Raw genomic sequence first — 18,213 nt, 5'->3', positions numbered from 1 at the left:
CCGCCCCGAAGGACGGCCTCTCGCTGAGATTCCACAACGTGCGACAACGGCCGATGGTGGAGATGGGGGGAATTGAACCCCCGTCCATCGCTGTGATTCCACGCCTTCTCCGGGCGCATCCTGTGCAAGCGTTCTACTCGGCCCCGACCTTTGCCACAGGCACCCAAGTCGACAGGCCCAGCCCGAGTGAAGTCCCGTACGGCGCTCAGGCGACGACGTACAGCGAGTTCCCTAAATGACGCCAGCGACCGGGGCGGGAACGAACCCGGGCTGACGGACTATCGAGCTCGCTTAAGCAGCGAGGGCGAAGTCAGACTGCGACTTATTGGCAGTTATTGGTTTCCAGAGATCGTTTACGAGATAACCCTGGATCCTCGGCCCGCTTCTCGTGGGTTCGCAGACGATGTCGAAACCGATCATCCCCATGAACACCGCCCGGTCGTACCGGTTCGGCGAGCCGTTGTCACACGCTGTGGAGTTTCCAATCCGCACGATCTCGAAGATCAGGCGGCCTTACAGACTACAACAGCGCGGGCCCGCTGTCATTCCCTCTCGACCGACATCACCAGCGGATGCCGCATCCCTGCCCCGAGCGGATGCCGCGGGCCGACGCCACCACGCGCCCGCCATCGTTCACGCGACCGTAACCCACCGCGGGCGCCGAGCCCGTAGCGTCCCTGCATGAGCACGATGCGCACGCGATGGGGCCACGCCCGGTGATCCGCCGCGTCGATCCGTTCATCGGCACCGAGGTCACCGACCTTCCGCCGCCCACGGGGCTGGCGGCCACCTGGTGGTGGCCGAAGCCGCAGGTCGGCAACACGCATCCGGGCGCCACGTATCCGCTCGGCATGGTCTCGGCGTGCGCCTATTCCGGCGCCTATCCGACGGGGTACGGCCGCTACGACCTCGGCACCGAGGGCGTGCCCACGAGCATCCACGACCGGCCCGTGGCATCCGGATTCACGCATTTCCAGCAATCGGGCACCGGTGCGATCCGCAAGTACTACAACTACTTCCGCGTGACGCCCATGATCGAGCCCCTCGACGAGCTCGGCCGGCAGTGGGAGATCGGCGAGGAGACCGCGGAGCCCGGGTTCTACGGCGCGACGCTCGAGAACGGCATCCGCGCCGAGCTCACGGTCGGGCCGAAGTCGGCGGTGCACCGGTACACGTTCCCCCGGCATCGCAGCGCGCGCATCGTCATCGACTTCTCGCTCGGCGGCCTCGGCATCCCGTACGGCGAGACCATTCCGCTGCGCGCACGACTCGAGTCGATCGGGCCGGGCATCGCCCAGGGCGAGATCGTCGTCGAGGGCACTCCCCTGGCGGTCTACATCGAATGCGATGCGCATTCGTGGCGCCAGATGCTCTGGTACGACCGTCGGTTGATGCCGGGCGGCACGCGACTCGCGTTCGACCACATCCGCCCGACGACCCTGCGACCGTTCGGGCTCATGTGGGCGGGCCCGAGCGAGCCCGGGCAGTCGGTCGAGGTCCGCATCGGGTTCTCCCTGCGCGGAGTCGAACAGGCGAAGGCGAACCTGCGCGCCGATTGCGGCGAGGGGGCGCCGAAGTTCTCGGCGCGACGCGAGCGCACACGCAAGGCGTGGCGCCGGCAGCTCAAGGCGATCACGGTCGACACGCCCAGCACCGACCGCGACACGGTGTTCTCGACGGCGCTCTACCACTCGCTCATCAAGCCGTGCCTGGCGCCCGATGAGAGCCCGTTCTGGCCGACCGATGGGCCGTTCGTGTTCGACCTGTCGACGATGTGGGACATCTACCGCACCCAGTTGCCGCTCATCACCGCGCTCATGCCCGACCGCGCGGTCGAACTCGGCTCGGCCCTGCTCACCATCTGCGAGGAGGAGGGCAACTTCCCCATCGGCTACCGCATGGCGCGCGGCAGCGACCGGTTCTCCCGGCAGGGCAGCGCGCTCGCGCAGACCTTCCTCGCCGACCTCTGCCAGCTCGGGCTGCCCGGCATCGACTGGGACTGGGCGCTCGTGAACATGAACGCGGACCTCAGGCGCACGTACGGCGAGGACTTCCTGCTGCGTGGCGTGGCGCATCCCATCAGCCACACGCTCGATCTCGCCTACGGCTACTGGTGCACGGCGAAGGTCGCCGAGCGGGTCGGAGACCGCGCGCTCACCCAGCAGTTCACCGAGCTGGCGACCCGCTGGCGCAACGCCTTCGACGAGACGACGGGCCTCCTGCACGACTCGACGTTCTACGAGGGCAGCAAGCACAACTACTCGTTCCGGCTGCTGCACGACATGCGCGGCCGCATCGACCTGGCCGGCGGCGACGAGGCGTTCACCTCGATGCTCGACGCGTTCTTCGGCTACGGCGCGGACCCGGTGCGGCAGCCGGGCATCCGCCCGGGCATCGACGAGATCGCCGCGGGTTACGCGCTCGGCCGCTTCGAGGGCCTGAACAACGAACCCGACATGGAGGCCCCGTGGGCCTACCACTACACCGGGCGCCCCGACCGCACCGCCGAGGTGGTGCACGACGCCGTGCACCAGCAGTTCGGCGTCGGTCGTGGCGGATTGCCCGGCAACGACGACTCGGGCGGGCTCAGCTCCTGGTACGTGTGGGCCTCGCTCGGGCTGTTCCCGGTGGCCGGTCAGAACCTGTTCCTCGTGAACGCACCCTCGTTCGCTGAGAGCGAACTCCGCCTGGGCGACGGCGATCTCACGATCGCGACGCGCGGCTTCGTCGAGCCGCAGGCCGGAGGCCCGCCGCAGTACGTGCAGTCCGCGAGCCTGAACGGAGACCCGCTCGAGCGCACCTGGCTTCGCGGCGGCGAGCTGCACCGCGGCGGCCGACTGCTCATCGAGCTCGGACCAGAACCCGGCGACTGGGGGCGGACCGCCCGCCCGCCCTCCTCGGCACCCAGCACCTGACTCCCCGACACCCGACTCCGCAACTCCGACCGCTCGAATCGAGGAGGCATCATGAACACCATCCCGCGCAACCGTCTCGTGATCGTCAATCGCGCCGATCCCGTGATCTGCGGCCACTCAGTCGAGGGACGCAACCTCGCCGAGGCCGCCCGCCTCCGAGGGTTCGACGAGGTGCGCATCATCACCTGGCCGATCGACCGCCTCGAGGCGACCGGCCTCCCCCTCAAGCCGCTCGACACGATGCTCCCCTACAGCGAGGGCATCCTCGTCGAGCGGCCCGACCCCGTCGGCGACTACAAGGTGCCCGATGGGCGCTACCTCGCGGGCATCACGGGCCGGCTCATCGAGCTCTTCACTGACGGGGTGCCCACGGTCTGCCTCTCGCTCTACCTCAGTCCGCACACGATCGCGGTCGCCGATGCCGTGCGGGCCGCCTGGAACACGGGGCTCCCGGTCAACGTGACGACGATCGCCGAGGCAGTGGGATCGGATGTCACGAACGTCGTGCGTTCCTGCGTCGAGGAGGGGCGCTTCGGTGCCGCCGCCCACGTGCTCTCGAGCTACCTCTCGCAGGACCACTGCGTGGCCGTCTCGGAGTACACACGGGATCTCATCGTGTCGTCGGCGGCCGAGATCGACGCCGTGCACGGAACGCAGTTCGCCGAGCAGTGCCGCGCCCGCATCGCGATCTCCTACCCCGCCATCGACACCTCCGCATACCTCGACCTGGACCCGGCCGTGATCGAGGCGACCCTCGCGATGCGCGGCCTCGAGCGCGACGGGTACGTACTCTTCCTCTCCAGGCTCACCAAGGCGAAGGGCGTCGACGACCTGATCGCGGGCTACGAACGCTCGGCGGCCCGGCACGCACTGCAGCTCGTGATCGTCGGCCGCGGGCCCGAGGAACGGGCGTTGCGGGAGCTCGCGGCGCGGTCGCCGCTCGCCGACCGGATCCGCTTCCTCGACGACGTCGACGACGCGGAGAAGCCGTACCTCATGGCCGGCTGCGCCACGTACGTGCTGCCGAGCAAGCCACGGCCGGAGTTCGTCGAGACGTTCGGCATCGCCCTGGCCGAGCAGATGCTCGCGGGCGGCGGCGCGGTCATCACGACCGACACCGGCGGCATCATCGAGGCCGTCGGCGACCACGCCGCGATCGTGCCCGTCGAGGACCCCGACGCGATCGCCGCCGCGATCGACGCCGCGATCGCGCTCTCGCCCGGCGAGCGGGCGGAACGAGCAGCTGCGGCGCGCGCCTACGCCATGCAGTTCGACCGCGGCATCGTCTTCGAGCGGCTCTTCGACGGGGCGGGGGTGCTGCCGGCGCGCATGCCGGCCTGAGGGCACCGACCGAGGCTCGCAGGCCGGATGTCGGTTCCGCGGCCTAGGCTGGGCGCGACCACGCACCCCGACGAGAGGCCACCATGCCGACCACGATCTCCGTCTCCGGCCACGCCGAGCACCGGGTCCCGCCCGAACTCGCCGCCGTCTCGCTCTCGGCGGGCGCGTCGGGCCCCGACCGTGACGAGATCGCCGCTCGTACCCGTGCCGCGCACGCGCGTCTGCTCGTCGAGGTGCGCGAGCTCGAGGCATCCGGCGCCCTCGAGACCTGGTCGTCCGACCAGTTGCGCGCGTGGTCGCATCGCCCTTGGAACGCCGACGGCAAGCTGCTCCCCCTGGTGCACCAGGCGAGCGCCGACGTCGAGGTCGTCTTCCGCGACCTCGTGCGCCTCGGCGAGTGGGTCGGCGACGCAACCGGGTCGGCCGACCTCACCGTGGGCGGCGTGCAGTGGCGGCTGACGGATGCCACGCGCTCGCGCGTGCAGGAGTCCGCGCAACGGGCGGCCGTCGCCGACGCCGTCGCGAAGGCCCGCGTCTACGCGTCGGCACTGGGGCTGGGCGAACCGGTCGCGATCGAGCTCGCCGACCACGGCCTGCTCACCGCGATCCCCGCCACCGCGCCCAAGGTCATGATGATGCGATCCGTGGCCGATTCGAGCGGCGGGGCGCCGACCGAATTCGCGCCGCAGGACCTCGTGATCGAGGCATCCGTCGAGGCGCGCTTCGCGGCGGAAGTCGCCTGACGAAGGGCATCCTGGGCTCGTCCTGACCGCACGCTGAGCGTGTCACGAGCGTGTCCTAAAACCTTGCGACGTTTGGTATTGTGATCGGCGCACCATCGACACCGCACGCCCGATACGCACGCCCGACACTGCAAAGGAGCAGCATGGTCACGCACGCCACCCCCATGGCCGCCGATCACTCCCCCAAGCCCCGCAAGCGCTCGCGACTGCGACGAGGGCTCATCATCGCCGGCTCGATCGTCGGGGGCCTCGCGCTCGTCGTGGGCGCCCTCGCCGGATGGTTCCTCTACACCCCGACGCCGGCCGAACCCGAGCTGGCCGCGAGCATCGAGCACCGCACGATCACCGTCGACGGGCTCGAGCGCACCTACACCGTGGTGGTGCCCGACGACCTGCCCGCGAATGCCCCGCTCGTGTTCGCCTTCCACGGCTCGAACTCGAACGGCGACCAGATGCGCACCGTCACCGGCTACCGCTTCGACGAACTCGCGATCGAGCGCGGCTTCGTGATGGTCTACCCCGACGGCTACGAGAAGACCTGGCACGACTGCCGCACCTCGACGCCCTACCCGGCGCGCATCGACGACATCGACGACCTGGCGTTCACCGAGGCCATGGTCGTCCAGGCCGCCGACGACTTCGGCATCGACCCCTCGCGCGTGTTCGCGACCGGTCTCTCGAACGGCGGGCACTTCTCGATGCGCCTCGGCGCCGAACGCCCGGATCTCGTCGCCGGCTTCGCCGCGTTCGCGGCCGCGCTGCCGCAGCCCGAGAACTTCGCCTGCGCCGATTCGGGCACCCCCGAGCCGGCGATGTTCGTGCTCGGCACCGCCGACCCCATCAACCCGTTCGAGGGCGGCAAGGCGAGCGCCTTCGGCAGCGACCTCGGCATGGTCGACTCGGCCGCCGATTCCGCGCGGCTCTGGGCCGAGCGCAACGGCGTCACCACTGCAACCGCTCCGGTGAAGGTCGCGAACGGCGTCGAGACCGACGACAGCGACGTGACCGAGACCGTCTACGGTGCGGGTTCGGATGCGCCGGTCGTGCTCTACACCGTCGAGGGCGGCGGGCATGTCGTGCCGAATCCGGTCTACTCGCAGCCGCGCATCATGGGCGGCACGACGCAGGACCTCGACGGACCGCTGGCGGCCGTGGAGTTCTTCCTCGGACTGGGCTGATGTGCGACGACGACGCCCTCGCCGGTGCCGTCAGTCGGCCCGTACGAGCAGCGTCTCGAGGGCCGACAGTTCGGCGAGCGTCAGGCCGGACTCGAGCAGGTACTCGCGCGTCGACCCGTGCGAGCGCTCGATCGTCTCGATGACACCCTCGATCGCCTCACGCGGGCTGCCGCCCATGAGCGTGCGGAGCGCGGGAGTGTCGGGCACGCCGTAGCGGCCGATGAGCTCGATCATCTCTTCGAGCCACTCTCCGGCGAGGTTCGCCTCGGTGCGCGCGTAGTCCTCGATGACCTGCTCGCGGTCGACCCCGACCGCGAGCAGCGTCAGCGCGACGACGACGCCCGTGCGGTCCTTTCCGGCCGTGCAGTGCACGACGACGGCACGTTCGCCCGCGCTCGAGATCTCGCGAACGGCGCTCACGACCACTGACGCGTGCATCGTGACGATGCGCTCGTAGAGCGCCTCGAGCGAGATGCCGGCGGCACCCTGCGACGCGCCGGACCCCTCGAAGACGGGCAGGCGCAGCACCTCGAGGTCGAGCCCCTCGAGATCGTCGGGCATGCGCTCGGCCTCCTGCTCGTCGCGGAGGTCGATGATGATGCCGACGCCCAGCTGCTGCAGCTTCGCCCGGCCGTCTGCACCGATGCGGTAGAGCCCGTCGGAGCGGAAGAGCACGCCGTCGCGCACCGTGCCGGCGCTCGCGGAGAGCCCGCCGACGTCGCGGAAGTTGTAGGTGCCGGGAACCGGAATGCGCGTCGAGGTCTCCATCGCGTCGAGCCTACCTCGCCCTCGCGAGTCGGCGGCTGGGAGCCCGCTCAGAGGTCTTCGCAGGCACCGCGAGGCGTGAGAAGCGAAGCTCCGTCTCGGCCAGCAGCTTCGCCCGTTCGCTCGCGGACCGCTCGGAGACCCGGTCGAAGTTCGTCCACGAGAGATTGCGCACGCCGATCTTGCCGAAGGTGCCCTTGAACATGATCTTGATCACCGGGTTGCCGAACCACCATCGGTAGGCGGCATGCGGCGTGGTCATCACGGTGAGCACGCTCACCCCGGTCAGCCGAGTGAGGAGATTCGTGAACGGGTTGCCCTTGGCCGCGGGGTCCTCGCTGAACACGACGCCCTTCGTGAGCACCTTGTCGAGGAAGCCCTTCGTCGCGGCCGGCATCGCCTCCCACCAGATGGGGAAGACGAACACGAGGTGCTCGGCCGCCATGACCCGCCGCTGGTAGTCCTCGGCCAGCGCATCGGCCGTCGAAGCCAGCCGCCAGGCGACCAGGTCTTCGCGGCGCATGACGGGGTCGAAGCCGTCGGCGACGAGATCCATCACGTCGACCTCGTGCCCCGCGGCCTCGAGTCCGCGGATGGCGGCGACTGCGACGGCGGCCGTGAAGCTGCGTCGATGCGGCACATCCTCGCTCGACGCGAGCGTGTAGGGGTGATCGATGATGAGCGCGACCCTCATGATTTCTCCTTTGGTTTGATGCTCAACCGTTGCATACGCAACGGTTGGCTGTCAAACCATTTGGTACGATGATGCGATGGACGTCACCGATGCCGAGATCGCGAACTTCTGGTTCCTCGTGCGCAAGAGCGCCGCACTGATGGACCGCGCCGGTGAGGAGCTCTTCCGTGAGGGCATCGGCGTCTCGCTCGCGCAGTTCCTGGTCCTGAGCGTGATCGACGCGCGACCGGGCGCCTTCAACCAGCAGACCGTCGCCGACTATCTCGGCCTCACCAAGGGCACCGTCAGTCGACAGATCGAGAATGCCCAGAACGCGGGGCTCCTCACGACCTCGGTCTCGCCGATCTCACGACGCGAGAAGGTCGCCGAACTCACGCCGGAGGGCACCGACATCGTGCGCCTCGGCGACCGACTGCTCGCTCGGTCGCAACTCGCCGCCTTCTCGGGACTCGACGCGGAAGACCTCCGGGCCACCGTCCGCACGCTCAGCCGATTCGTGGAAGGGTTGGGAGGTTCGCCCGCAAGCATGTACGGCACGCCGGCCGACCCGGTGCGCGAACCCTAGTCGCCGAGGTTGCGGCGGCTCGAGATCGCGCGGGCGGCCTCGCGCTTGTCCTGCTTCTCGCGCAGGGCCTGGCGCTTGTCGTACTCGCGCTTGCCCTTGGCGACCGCGATCTCGACCTTCGCGCGCCCGTCGGCGAAGTAGATCTGCAGTGGCACGAGCGTGTACCCGCCCTGCGAGGTGCGGTGGCTGATCTTCACGATCTCCTGCTTGTGCAGCAGGAGCTTGCGCTTGCGCCGCGGCGCGTGGTTGTTCCACGTGCCCTCGGTGTACTCGGGGATGTGCACCGCGTCGAGCCACATCTCGCCGCCGTCGATGAACGCGTACCCGTCGACGAGCGACGCACGACCCTCGCGCAACGACTTCACCTCGGTGCCCGTGAGCACGATGCCGGCCTCGTAGGTGTCCTCGATCGTGTAGTCGTGGCGCGCCTTGCGGTTGGTCGCCACCACCTTCTGACCGCGTTCCCTGGGCACGGCGCACTCCTTCTGTTCTGCTTCGCTGCGGATCGCTCTGATTGCGAACCGCGGATGCCCCGGGGCATCCGGAGCAGCCTTTCACTCTAGTGCACTCGGGGCGGGCGCCGACGCGCGGGCCACACGCGCAGCTCAGACCCGCAGGTACCTCGTGATCGCGATTCCGGCCGAGACCGCGGCGAGCAGCACGCCGACGACGACGAGCAGCGGCACCACGAGCAGGGCGTCGCCGATGTCGACGAACGTGAACGAGAGGTTGTCGGCGAGATAGCCCTGCACGAAGAAGTGCACGATCGCGACCACCGCGCCGCCGGCCAGCAACGATCCGATGAGTCCGGCGAACACCCCTTCGAGCACGAACGGCGTCTGGATGAACCGGTTCGATGCCCCGACGAGGCGCATGATGCCGAGCTCGCGTCGACGCGAGAAGGCCGACAGCCGGATCGTCGTGGCGATCAGGAGCGCGGCCGCGACAAGCATGACCGCGGCCACCGCGATGGCCGTGTAGCTCGCGGCGTTCAGCGCGTCGAAGATCTGGTCGAGGTAGCGACGCTGGTCGACCACCCCCTCGACGCCCGGCATGCCGGCGAGCGACTCGACGAGCACGTCGGACTGCGACGGGTCGACGAGGTTCACCCAGAACGTCTCGTTGAGCACCTCGGGCGTCACGTAGTCGGCGGCGGGCGTGCCCTCGAACTGCTTCTGGAAGTTCTCGTAGGCCTGGTCGTGGTCCTCGAAGTAGAACTCGTCGATGTACGGCGCGAGCGTGTCGGAGTTCAGCTGCGCCTCGATCGCGTCCTTCTGCTCGGGCGTCGCCTCGCCGTCGGCGCAGCCCGCCGTCGACGAGAGGCCGGTGCAGAGGTAGACCGCCACCTGGGCGCGCTCGTACCAGTAGTTCTTCATCTGGCCGATCTGCAACTGCAGCAGCGCGGCAGTGCCGACGAAGGTCAGCGAGATGAACGTCACGAGCACGACGGAGATGACCATCGTGATGTTCCGGCGAAGGCCGTTGCCCGCCTCGGCGAGCACGAGTCCGAACCTCATCGCGTCGGACCCACTTCCTGGTCGTCGTCGCCTTCGCGCGGCCCGCCGGGGGCGCGAAGCCCCAATCGCTCGGCGAGGGTCAGGTGCGCCTTGGCATCGGCCGCGGCATCGGTCGACTCGTCGCCGTCAGCTGCCTCGTCGGTGCCGTCGGCGTCGGCCGGGTCGCCGTCGGTGGCGCTCGACCCCCTCGGGATCTCGATCGACGCCGTGGCCGCGGCCGTGATCTCGGCCGCGGCATCGGTGACCGCGTCGGATGCCTCCGGCTCGACGTAGAGGGGCTGGCTGTGCGCCATCATCTCGGGCGTGACCTTCGGCGCGGCGGCCGTGACCGGCGCCGTGGACTCGGCGGGCTGCGCCTCGCGCATCGCCGTGGCCTCGGCAGGCCGCACCTCGCGCTTCGCCTTGGACCTGGGCTCGCGCTTCGGCTTTCCGGCCGCCGCGGTCGCGACGGCGGTCGCCGAGGCGGCCTCGGCCACATCCGCCCGCTCCTGCGCCTCTGCCGCGGCGAGGTCCTCGTCTTCCGGCAGCGTGCCGGTGACCGTGCCGTACCCGGCCGATCGCTCGTCGCGCACGATGTCGCCGGCGGAGAGCTCGATCACGCGCTTGCGCATCTCGTCGACGATGCCGGCCTCATGCGTGGCCATCACCACGGTCGTGCCGCCCGCGTTGATGCGCTCGAGCAGGGTCATGATGCCCGCGCTCGTGACCGGGTCGAGGTTGCCCGTCGGTTCGTCGGCGAGCAGGATCTGCGGCTTGTTCACGATGGCGCGCGCGATCGCGACGCGCTGCTGCTCACCGCCCGACAGCTCGTGCGGCATGCGCTTGCCCTTGCCGTCGAGCCCGACGAGCTTCAACGTCTCGGGCACGGCGGAGTGGATGTATCCGCGGGACTTGCCGATGACGCGCAACGTGAACGCCACGTTCTCGTAGACGGACTTGTCGTTGAGCAGTCGGAAGTCCTGGAACACGACGCCGAGGTCGCGGCGGAAGTAGGGCACCTTGCGGCTGGAGATCTGGCCGAGGTTCTGCCCGAGCACGTGGATCGTGCCCTTCGACGGCTTCTCCTCCTTGAGGATCAGTCGCAGGAAGCTGGATTTGCCGGAGCCGGAGGCGCCCACGAGGAACACGAACTCGCCGCGGAGGATCTCCACGCCGATCTCGTTCAGCGCGGGCTTCGCCTGCCCGGGGTAGGTCTTGGTGACGGAGTCGAAGCGGATCATCGCGTTCGAGCCTAGACACCGAAGTCGCGGTGACGCTCAGCGACTCGCATTTGCCCCAACTACTCTTCGATCTTGCGCTTGCGCCACTTGATGCCCGCGGCGATGAAGCCGTCGATCTCGCCGTCGAACACCTTCGAGGGGTTGCCCTCCTCGTATTCGGTGCGCAGGTCTTTCACCATCTGGTACGGCGCGAGCACGTAGGAGCGCATCTGGTCTCCCCAGCTCGCGGTGATGTTGCCCGCCAGCTCCTTCTTCTGGGCCGCCTCCTGCTCCTTCTGGAGCAGCAGCAGACGCGCCTGCAGCACGCGCATGGCGGCAGCACGGTTCTGGATCTGCGACTTCTCGTTCTGCATCGAGACGACGAGGCCGGTCGGAAGGTGCGTCAGGCGAACCGCCGAGTCGGTCGTGTTGACCGACTGGCCGCCTGGGCCGCTCGAGCGGAAGACGTCGACGCGGATGTCGTTCTCGGGGATCTCGACCTCTTGGGCCTCTTCCATGAGCGGGATGACCTCGACGGCGGCGAAGCTCGTCTGCCGCTTGCCGGCCGCACCGAACGGGCTCATGCGCACCAGGCGGTGCGTGCCCGCCTCGACGCTGAGCGTGCCGAACGCGTAGGGCGCGTCGATCTCGAACGTCGCGGACTTGATGCCCGCCTCTTCGGCGTAGCTCGTGTCCATGACGGTCGCCTTGTAGTTGTGCTGCTCGGCCCAGCGCAGGTACATGCGCATGAGCATCTCGGCGAAGTCTGCGGCGTCGACGCCGCCGGCGCCCGCGCGGATCGTGATGACGGCGGGCCGGTCGTCCCACTCGCCGTCGAGGAGGATCTGCACCTCGAGGTCGCCGATGGTCTTCTGCAGCGCCACGAGCTCGGTGCGCGCCTCGGCCGCGGAGTCTTCGTCGCCCATCTCGTTGGCGAGCTCGATGAGCACCTCGAGGTCGTCGAGGCGCGAGTCGATGCTCTTCACCCGGGCGAGCTCGGACTGACGATGACTGAGCGCGCTCGTCACCTTCTGCGCGTTCGTCGTGTCGTCCCAGAGGTCGGGCTTGCCGGCCTCTTCGGACAGTCGGACGATGTCGGCCTCGAGGGCTTCGACGTCGATGACGGCGCTGATGTCGCGGAAGGTGGAGCGCAGCGCGGCGATCTCCTGCGTGAGGTCAAGATCCAACATGGCTCCCCCAGCCTAGTCGCGCGAGGCTGCGCCCGCCGCCGAGGTGGGGGCGCGCGCGGTGCAGGTGTAGCGTCGAAGGCGATGACCTCGACCACGACCCCGTTCACCTGGCGCTCGATCATCCTCCCGGCCTACCTGCCGACCCTGCTCTTCTCCATCGGCGAGGGCGCGATCATCCCCGTCATCCCGGTCGTCGCGACCGACCGCGGCGCCTCCATCGCGCTGGCCGGGCTCATCGCCGCGATGATCATGGTCGGCGAGCTCATCGGCGACCTGCCTGCCGGATGGCTCGTGGCCCGCATCGGCGAACGGCTGTCGATGATCGGGGCGTCCGTGCTCGCCGTGATCGGGGTGCTCGTCGCGCTCGTCTCCCCCACGCTTCCGGCGCTCGGCATCGGCGTGCTGCTCGTCGGGCTCGCGACCGCCGTGTTCGGGCTCGCCCGGCACGCGTTCCTCACGAGCTACGTGCCCGAGCCGGTGCGCGCCCGCGCGCTCTCGACGCTCGCGGGGGTGTTCCGCGCCGGTTGGGCCGTCGGACCGTTCATCGCCGCGGCGCTCCTGGCCACGACGGGCTCGAGCGAGCCCGTGCTCTGGGTGCTCGTCGCGGCGTGCCTCGTCGTCGTGGTCGTGCTGCTCGTGCTGCCCGACCCCGAGCGGGTCTTCGGCACGGCCCGCGAGGCGCGCGCCGCAGCCGTGCCGGTCATCGATTCGGCAGCACCGTCACCGGAAGCGGATGCCGCGTCCCACGGCGTGTTCCGTGCGATCGTGACGCACCGCGGCGTGCTCGCCCGCATCGGCACCGGGGTCGGGTTGCTCGCCGCGCTGCGGGCGAGCCGCATGGTGATCCTGCCGCTCTGGGCCGTGTCGATCGGCATGGCCCCCGAGGCCGCGGCACTCATCATCGGCGTCTCAGCGTCGATCGACTTCGCGCTCTTCTACGTGAGCGGCCAGGTCATGGACCGCTTCGGGCGCCTCTGGAGCGCGATCCCGGGCCTGCTCGGGCTCGGCATCGGCCACCTCGTGCTCGCCTTCACGCACGACGTGCCTGGCGCCGAACTCTGGTTCGCCGTCATCGCGGTGCTCTTCGGCATCGCGAACGGCCTGTCGAGCGGTGTCATCCTGACGCTCGGCGCCGACCTCGCCCCGAAGTCGAATCCGGCGCCCTTCCTCGGGGCGTTCCGCACGATCGCGGATGCCGGCCAGGCAGGCGCTCCGCTCGCGCTCGCGGCGATCACCTCGGCCGTGTCGATCATGGCCGCGAGCGCGACGATGGGCCTGCTCGGCTTCATCGGCGCGGCGATCCTCTGGCGCTACGTGCCCAGGTACGTGCCGCACGCCCGCGCCCGCACGGCCGGGCAGCCGGTCAGTGGAACACCGAGCGCGCCGTCGTCGTGACCTCGATGGGCACGCTGAGTGGCAGCAGGTCCGTCGAGATCGGTGCGTGCCATTCGCTGCGCAGGGTCACCGTGGCGCTGCGGCCGTCGTCGGAGACGGCCGCGACCAGCCGGACCCCGCCGGCATCTGCCGCGCCGAGGTACGCCGCGACCGCCGCCTGAACCGCGGCCGACTGCAGTTCGACATCGAGGGCGCCGTCGTCGAGGGAGACCGCGTCGAGGTTCCAGGCCTCGGCGCCCGCGAGCGCGGCCCCGTCGGCCAGGGTGAAGAGCCGCTTGCGCTCGAGGTAGAGCGAGGACGAGGCGACCACGACGAGCACGATCATGATCGCGAGCACCGACAGGAAGATCGCGATGAGCAGCGTCGAGCCCTGCTCGTCGGCGGCCTGGCTCGCCGGCCGGCGGCGTCTCACGGGCCGACCGCGAATCGCGACACGGTCGACGTGGCGGTCGCCTCGACCGGAACGCTCGTCAGCGAGGAACCGAACATCTCGGGCGCGATCGGGAGGGCGATGCGCGCTCGCACCGAGACCGTGACTCGCTCGCCCGCCTGGTCGCAGGCAGGCGTCTCGCAGGCGACGGTGACCGCCGCCGAATCGGCATCGACCCCGTAGTCGTCGAGGATGACGCGCACCGCCTGATCGATCGCGGCCGATCGGGTCGATGAACCGCCGCCGTCGGCGGACATCCGGGCCGCGTGCCGTGCCGCGCCCTCGACCGCGAACGCGCCGGCCTGGATGGCGGACATGCTCAGCACGAGGTAGACGATCGGCACGAACAGGAGGAGGCCGACCGTGAGGAACTCGAGCGATGCCGAGCCCGCGTCGCCGGCCAGGCGACGCCCGAGACCGCGTGCGAGCCGGCGGACCTCAGCCCACTGCTTCGATCGGAGCATGCCCCTCGACCTCCAGTCCGTTCGCGACGCCGATGAGGCCGATGACGGGGAGCGTCGCGCGCACCGTGATCTCGACAGCCTCCATGCCGCCGATCGAGACCGTCGCCGCGGTGACGTCCTCGGCGTAGGCCGAAGAGATCGCCGCGCCGATGAGGTCTCGTGTGCGTTCGGCACCGTCTTCAGGAGATGCGCCGGCGAGCGAGGCGAATCGTGCACCTTCGGCCGCGGCGTCGAGCAGCGTGTTGCGCACGTGCAGGGCGAGCGCGAGTTGCACGACGGCGAGCGCGAGGACGACGAGCAGGATGCCGACGAGGGTGAACTCGGCGACCGCCGAGCCGCGCTCGTCGCGCAGATCTGCTCCGCGCCGCCGGAGCGCGCCGAGGATCGCACGATGGGCGCCGGGCGTCAGATGCCGCTGACCCGATCGATCGCCTGCTCGAAGACGCCCTCGAGCGCCGGCCCGGCGAGGCCCCAGATCAGAAGGACGAGTCCAGCCGTCATCAACGTGATGAGCACCCAGCCCGGAACATCGCCCCGCTCGTCGTCGAGTCGGTTCAGGGTTGCCAACAGCTTGCGCATGGATGTTCCTTTCGAGGGCACTCGATGGGCGCCGCATGGGTGAGGTGGGCGTGTCGTTCATGAGGTCGGTGTGCATCAGAAGTCCGTCTGCAGCACCAGATAGCCGGGCAGCAGTGCGAAGGCGATCGTGATGGGGAGGATCAGGAACACGAGCGGCACGAGCATGGCGATCTCCTTGCGCCCGGCGAGCTCGATGATCGTGCGTTTCGCCTGCTCGCGGGCGTCACCGGCCTGCGAGGCGAGCACCGAGGCGAGCGGGGCTCCGCGATCGAGCGCGCCGAGCACCTGATCGAGGGCACGCGAGAGCGCGGGGTGGTCGAGGTCGTCTCGAAGGGCCCGGATCGCGACCGCCAGGGGCAACCCGGCGCCCACGGCCGCGACCACCCCGGCGAACTCCCGCGAGAGCTCGCCCGATCCGGTGCGGGCGACGCGGCGGATCGCGTCGAGCATGCTCTCGCCCGCTGTCAGGCTGAGCGTCAGGAACTCGAGCACCGTGGGAAGTTCGTCGGAGATGCGCACGAGCCGTTGACTCACGCGACGCTGCAGCATCCACTCGCGCGCGAGCACGCCGCCGACGGCCGCGAGCAGCGGTGTCGCCACGCGCACCGCTGCGGGAAGCATCGCGAACCCGGGCGCCCAGATGGCGAGCGCCGTCGCGACGGCGAACGCGGTCGCGCCCCAGGCGAGCTGCTCCGCCCGGAATCGTTCGACACCGATCGCGGCTCCCGCCTGACGCAGACGGCGCGCGATCACCTCGCCGCCGCCGAACCAGCTCGTCACGACGTCGCGGATGCGCCGCCCCATCGGGCCGAGGACCACCCCGAACACCGGCGAGGGGTCGGCCGGGCGCCTCGCGAGCAGTTCGCGCGCCTCGTCGGAGAAGTCGGCGACGTACGGTGCGACGCGCTCGGCCAGTCGCGGCCTGCCGATGCGCGGGATCGCACTCACGACGAGCCACGCCCCGACCCCGAACAGCACGCCGATGAGCAGCGCGACCGACGCGGTGGCGTTCAGCGGAACCATCGTCGCTCCTCGGGGAGGCGGCCGAGCGCGGTCATCGCGAGGTAGGCGACGACGGTGACGATGACGCCGACCACGATGAGCACGGCGCCGGCAGGCGAGCTGTAGGCCACCAGGGTCTCAGGGCGTGCCGAGAGCACGACGAGCAGCACCCAGGGTGCGGCGACGCCGAGGCGCGCCGCGTTGCGGATCCAGGACTGGCGGGCGACGACCTCTGCGCGCAGCGCCGCATCTTCACGCAGGTAGCCGGCGAGGCTCCTGAGGACGGAGGTCAGCTCGGTGCCGCCGACCTCGCGCGCCATGCGCAGCGTCTCGAGGATGCGGTCGGAGACCGGATCGGCGAGCGTCGCCTTCAACGTGTCGAGGCAGAGTCCGAAGTTGCCCGTTCGGTGGTACTCGGCATCGAACCTGGCGAACGCGGGCCGGGTCGAGGCCGGCCCGAGCACTCCGAGGGCTCCGACGCTCTCGGGCAGCGGCATGCCGGAGCGCACGGAAGCGACGAGGTGGTCGACGACGTCGGGCCAGACGGACCGGTTGGATGCCCGACGCCGGTCGGCTCGGGCCTTGATCGCCAATGGTGCGGCGGCGGCACCGAGGACCGCCGCGACGACGGTGATGGTGGGGACCTGCATGATGGCGTGCGCGACAGCACCGAGCACCGCAGAGATCACGACGCAGACGACCGCGATGACCGGAATGGGCACGTCGGCGAGCCCGGCGAGCGCGAGGTCGTCGCGCAGGCGCCGCCCCATCGCCGACTCGCTCGGAACAGCGGCATCCGCTCTCGACGGCCAGAGGATCGGCGCGAGCGCGAGGAGGACGCCGACGCCGAGCAGCGCTCCGACGACGAGGCTCATGCGCGTGCCTCGCCGAGGAGGCGGTCGAGCTCGATCGCCGCGGCGTCGTACTTCTCGAGACGGCGGGGTCGCAGCCCGGTCGGGCGCAGCACGCCGTCGACGGTGGTGAACAGCCGATCGGCCTCGACCGCGCCCAGTGCCGTGTCGCCCGTCGGCGCCGTGATCTCGACGACCCGACGGCGACCGGCCGAGTCGATGCCGAGGTGCACCACGAGGTCGATGCACGCGGCCACCGTCGGCACGACGAAGGACGCGTCGATATTGCGGCCGGCCAGAAGCGGCAGGGTGCACAGCTTCGCGAGCGCATCGCGGGCGGAGTTCGCGTGGATCGTGCACATGCCTGGAAGCCCCGAGTTCAAGGCGATGAGCAGGTCGAGGCTCTCGGCCTCGCGCACCTCGCCGACGATGAGTCGGTCGGGGCGCATGCGCAGGGACTCCTTGATGAGGCGCCGGAGCGAGATCTCGCCGGTGCCCTCGAGGCTGGGTTGCCGGCATTGCAGTGAGACGAGGTCGCGCACGTCGAGGTCGAGTTCGAAGGTCTCCTCGATCGTGATGACGCGCTCGTCGACCCGCGCAGCCGACATGAGGGCGTTCAGCATCGTGGTCTTGCCCGTGTGCGTGGCACCGGAGACGAGCGTGTTCGCCCCGGCGACGACGCCCGCGCGCAGGAAGGCCGCGGCCGCGGGCGTCAGCGAACCGAGATCGACGAGCGCGTCGAGGGTGCGGATGCGCCGCTGGAACTTGCGGATGTTCACGGCCCAGTGGCTTCTCGCCACATCGGGGATCGCGACATGCAGCCGCGACCCATCGGGCAGCGAGGCATCGACGAACGGGGAGCTCAGGTCGACGCGGCGACCGCTGTGCTGGAGCATGCGCTCGACGAGCTCGCGCACCTCGCGATCGCCGAGCACCACGGTCGTGAGCTCGGCCATGCCGTTGCGGGCGACGAAGACCCGGGTCGGCCCGTTGATCCAGATCTCTTCAACGCTCGGATCGTCGAAGTAGGGCTGCAGCGGCCCGTACCCCGTGATCGCCGCCTCGACGTCGCGCACGGTCGCGAGTTCGTCGATGGGCTGCATCTGCGAGCCGGCGAGCGCGCGTTCGCTGTAGCGGCGCACCTCTTCGCGCGTGAAGCGCGCGGCCGCGGTCGTGTCGCGGGTCAGGTCGACGCCCTCGCGCAGGACTCGGGTGCGCACCCGGTCGGTGATGGTGCGCACGGCGTCGGTCATGTCACCCATCTTGGGGTGACGCCGCACGAGCACCGTGAAGTTATCCACAGACGCCGTGCCTGCTCCGGACGCCGCCCCGCGGCATCCGCTCGGCTCCACCACCCGACCACCGCCAAGACGACCGTTCATCTA

At 70.0% G+C, this 18,213-nt stretch carries 18 protein-coding genes and 1 other RNA gene; 6 read left to right on the top strand and 13 right to left on the bottom strand.

Annotated elements, in window-relative coordinates; all coding sequences use genetic code 11:
• Positions 1-54: 54 nt before the first annotated feature.
• Positions 55-424: a transfer-messenger RNA gene (ssrA, locus tag AC3IPY_RS07930) on the bottom strand.
• A 277-nt stretch (positions 425-701) separates the two neighbouring features.
• On the opposite strand from ssrA, the gene AC3IPY_RS07925 reads away from it, so the two are divergent.
• The 4 genes from AC3IPY_RS07925 to AC3IPY_RS07910 all read left to right on the top strand — a co-directional run bounded on the left by AC3IPY_RS07925 (position 702) and on the right by AC3IPY_RS07910 (position 6,177).
• Entirely contained in the window at positions 702-2,915 is a 2,214-nt protein-coding gene (locus AC3IPY_RS07925) for a glycoside hydrolase domain-containing protein (RefSeq protein ID WP_489187860.1), read from the top strand.
• A gap of 51 nt (positions 2,916-2,966) precedes the next feature.
• Positions 2,967-4,256, top strand: a complete 1,290-nt coding sequence (locus tag AC3IPY_RS07920) for a glycosyltransferase (RefSeq protein WP_489187859.1) — start codon at positions 2,967-2,969, stop codon at positions 4,254-4,256.
• Between the two features lie 83 nt (positions 4,257-4,339).
• Positions 4,340-4,999, top strand: a complete 660-nt coding sequence (locus AC3IPY_RS07915) for an SIMPL domain-containing protein (RefSeq protein ID WP_489187857.1) — start codon at positions 4,340-4,342, stop codon at positions 4,997-4,999.
• 143 nt (positions 5,000-5,142) lie between these two features.
• Entirely contained in the window at positions 5,143-6,177 is a 1,035-nt protein-coding gene (locus AC3IPY_RS07910) for a CE1 family esterase (protein ID WP_489187855.1), read from the top strand.
• 30 nt (positions 6,178-6,207) lie between these two features.
• Here the strand turns inward: AC3IPY_RS07910 and AC3IPY_RS07905 are convergent, their stop codons facing one another.
• Positions 6,208-6,945 carry a tyrosine-protein phosphatase gene (locus tag AC3IPY_RS07905; RefSeq protein ID WP_489187854.1) on the bottom strand — a complete coding sequence of 246 codons (738 nt, stop codon included), beginning with the start codon at positions 6,943-6,945 and terminating at the stop codon, positions 6,208-6,210.
• 10 nt (positions 6,946-6,955) lie between these two features.
• The gene (locus AC3IPY_RS07900; RefSeq protein WP_489187853.1) at positions 6,956-7,636 is read right to left on the bottom strand and encodes an NAD(P)H-dependent oxidoreductase; all 681 of its coding nucleotides are present in this window, start codon (positions 7,634-7,636) and stop codon (positions 6,956-6,958) included.
• Between the two features lie 76 nt (positions 7,637-7,712).
• Between AC3IPY_RS07900 and AC3IPY_RS07895 the strand changes: the two genes are divergently transcribed.
• Positions 7,713-8,201: a MarR family winged helix-turn-helix transcriptional regulator gene (locus AC3IPY_RS07895; RefSeq protein WP_489187851.1), complete on the top strand. Its 489-nt coding sequence runs from the start codon at positions 7,713-7,715 to the stop codon at positions 8,199-8,201.
• Here the strand turns inward: AC3IPY_RS07895 and smpB are convergent.
• The 4 genes from smpB to prfB all read right to left on the bottom strand — a co-directional run bounded on the left by smpB (position 8,198) and on the right by prfB (position 12,107).
• Positions 8,198-8,674, bottom strand: coding sequence for an SsrA-binding protein SmpB (gene smpB / locus AC3IPY_RS07890; RefSeq protein WP_489187849.1), 477 nt, complete (start codon positions 8,672-8,674; stop codon positions 8,198-8,200). The genes AC3IPY_RS07895 and smpB overlap by 4 nt on opposite strands.
• Positions 8,675-8,806: 132 nt before the next feature.
• A complete protein-coding gene (gene ftsX, locus AC3IPY_RS07885) occupies positions 8,807-9,718 on the bottom strand; it encodes a permease-like cell division protein FtsX (protein ID WP_489187847.1) in 912 nt (303 codons plus the stop codon).
• Positions 9,715-10,938 carry a cell division ATP-binding protein FtsE gene (gene ftsE / locus AC3IPY_RS07880; protein ID WP_489187845.1) on the bottom strand — a complete coding sequence of 408 codons (1,224 nt, stop codon included), beginning with the start codon at positions 10,936-10,938 and terminating at the stop codon, positions 9,715-9,717. Before ftsE ends, ftsX begins: the two co-directional genes overlap by 4 nt.
• A 59-nt stretch (positions 10,939-10,997) precedes the next feature.
• A complete protein-coding gene (prfB, locus tag AC3IPY_RS07875) occupies positions 10,998-12,107 on the bottom strand; it encodes a peptide chain release factor 2 (protein ID WP_489187843.1) in 1,110 nt (369 codons plus the stop codon).
• Positions 12,108-12,188: 81 nt separating this feature from the next.
• On the opposite strand from prfB, the gene AC3IPY_RS07870 reads away from it, so the two are divergent.
• Positions 12,189-13,502 carry an MFS transporter gene (locus tag AC3IPY_RS07870; protein ID WP_489187841.1) on the top strand — a complete coding sequence of 438 codons (1,314 nt, stop codon included), beginning with the start codon at positions 12,189-12,191 and terminating at the stop codon, positions 13,500-13,502.
• Here the strand turns inward: AC3IPY_RS07870 and AC3IPY_RS07865 are convergent.
• From AC3IPY_RS07865 to AC3IPY_RS07840, 6 genes are all read right to left on the bottom strand, one after another.
• Positions 13,471-13,914, bottom strand: a complete 444-nt coding sequence (locus tag AC3IPY_RS07865) for a pilus assembly protein TadG-related protein (protein WP_489187839.1) — start codon at positions 13,912-13,914, stop codon at positions 13,471-13,473. The two genes, AC3IPY_RS07870 and AC3IPY_RS07865, sit on opposite strands and share 32 nt — an antisense overlap.
• Positions 13,911-14,396 (bottom strand): TadE family protein, encoded by a 486-nt coding sequence (locus AC3IPY_RS07860; RefSeq protein ID WP_489187837.1) that lies wholly within the window; start codon positions 14,394-14,396, stop codon positions 13,911-13,913. The genes AC3IPY_RS07865 and AC3IPY_RS07860 overlap by 4 nt, the downstream gene beginning before the upstream one ends.
• Positions 14,371-14,697, bottom strand: a complete 327-nt coding sequence (locus AC3IPY_RS07855) for a TadE/TadG family type IV pilus assembly protein (RefSeq protein ID WP_489188282.1) — start codon at positions 14,695-14,697, stop codon at positions 14,371-14,373. The genes AC3IPY_RS07860 and AC3IPY_RS07855 overlap by 26 nt, the downstream gene beginning before the upstream one ends.
• Before the next feature lie 353 nt (positions 14,698-15,050).
• The gene (locus AC3IPY_RS07850) at positions 15,051-15,998 is read right to left on the bottom strand and encodes a type II secretion system F family protein (protein WP_489187835.1); all 948 of its coding nucleotides are present in this window, start codon (positions 15,996-15,998) and stop codon (positions 15,051-15,053) included.
• Positions 15,986-16,852, bottom strand: coding sequence for a type II secretion system F family protein (locus AC3IPY_RS07845; RefSeq protein ID WP_489187833.1), 867 nt, complete (start codon positions 16,850-16,852; stop codon positions 15,986-15,988). Before AC3IPY_RS07845 ends, AC3IPY_RS07850 begins: the two co-directional genes overlap by 13 nt.
• Complete coding sequence (locus AC3IPY_RS07840; RefSeq protein WP_489187831.1) at positions 16,849-18,081, bottom strand: TadA family conjugal transfer-associated ATPase; 1,233 nt, start codon at positions 18,079-18,081, stop codon at positions 16,849-16,851. The genes AC3IPY_RS07845 and AC3IPY_RS07840 overlap by 4 nt, the downstream gene beginning before the upstream one ends.
• Positions 18,082-18,213: the final 132 nt, after the last annotated feature.

Source organism: Agromyces sp. GL_144, assembly GCF_057834305.1.
This window is presented reverse-complemented; position numbering and strand designations above follow the sequence as displayed.

Bases quoted from the DNA above. Each gene is read 5' to 3' on its own strand.
- prfB (WP_489187843.1), bottom strand. From the start codon at position 12,107: ATGTTGGATCTTGACCTCACGCAGGAGATCGCCGCGCTGCGCTCCACC.
- AC3IPY_RS07845 (WP_489187833.1), bottom strand. From the start codon at position 16,852: ATGAGCCTCGTCGTCGGAGCGCTGCTCGGCGTCGGCGTCCTCCTCGCG.
- AC3IPY_RS07870 (WP_489187841.1), top strand. From the start codon at position 12,189: ATGACCTCGACCACGACCCCGTTCACCTGGCGCTCGATCATCCTCCCG.
- AC3IPY_RS07905 (WP_489187854.1), bottom strand. From the start codon at position 6,945: ATGGAGACCTCGACGCGCATTCCGGTTCCCGGCACCTACAACTTCCGC.
- AC3IPY_RS07925 (WP_489187860.1), top strand. From the start codon at position 702: ATGGGGCCACGCCCGGTGATCCGCCGCGTCGATCCGTTCATCGGCACC.
- ftsX (WP_489187847.1), bottom strand. From the start codon at position 9,718: ATGAGGTTCGGACTCGTGCTCGCCGAGGCGGGCAACGGCCTTCGCCGG.
- AC3IPY_RS07915 (WP_489187857.1), top strand. From the start codon at position 4,340: ATGCCGACCACGATCTCCGTCTCCGGCCACGCCGAGCACCGGGTCCCG.
- AC3IPY_RS07840 (WP_489187831.1), bottom strand. From the start codon at position 18,081: ATGACCGACGCCGTGCGCACCATCACCGACCGGGTGCGCACCCGAGTC.
- AC3IPY_RS07860 (WP_489187837.1), bottom strand. From the start codon at position 14,396: ATGCTCCGATCGAAGCAGTGGGCTGAGGTCCGCCGGCTCGCACGCGGT.
- AC3IPY_RS07900 (WP_489187853.1), bottom strand. From the start codon at position 7,636: ATGAGGGTCGCGCTCATCATCGATCACCCCTACACGCTCGCGTCGAGC.
- AC3IPY_RS07895 (WP_489187851.1), top strand. From the start codon at position 7,713: ATGGACGTCACCGATGCCGAGATCGCGAACTTCTGGTTCCTCGTGCGC.
- AC3IPY_RS07850 (WP_489187835.1), bottom strand. From the start codon at position 15,998: ATGGTTCCGCTGAACGCCACCGCGTCGGTCGCGCTGCTCATCGGCGTG.
- ftsE (WP_489187845.1), bottom strand. From the start codon at position 10,938: ATGATCCGCTTCGACTCCGTCACCAAGACCTACCCCGGGCAGGCGAAG.
- AC3IPY_RS07920 (WP_489187859.1), top strand. From the start codon at position 2,967: ATGAACACCATCCCGCGCAACCGTCTCGTGATCGTCAATCGCGCCGAT.
- AC3IPY_RS07910 (WP_489187855.1), top strand. From the start codon at position 5,143: ATGGTCACGCACGCCACCCCCATGGCCGCCGATCACTCCCCCAAGCCC.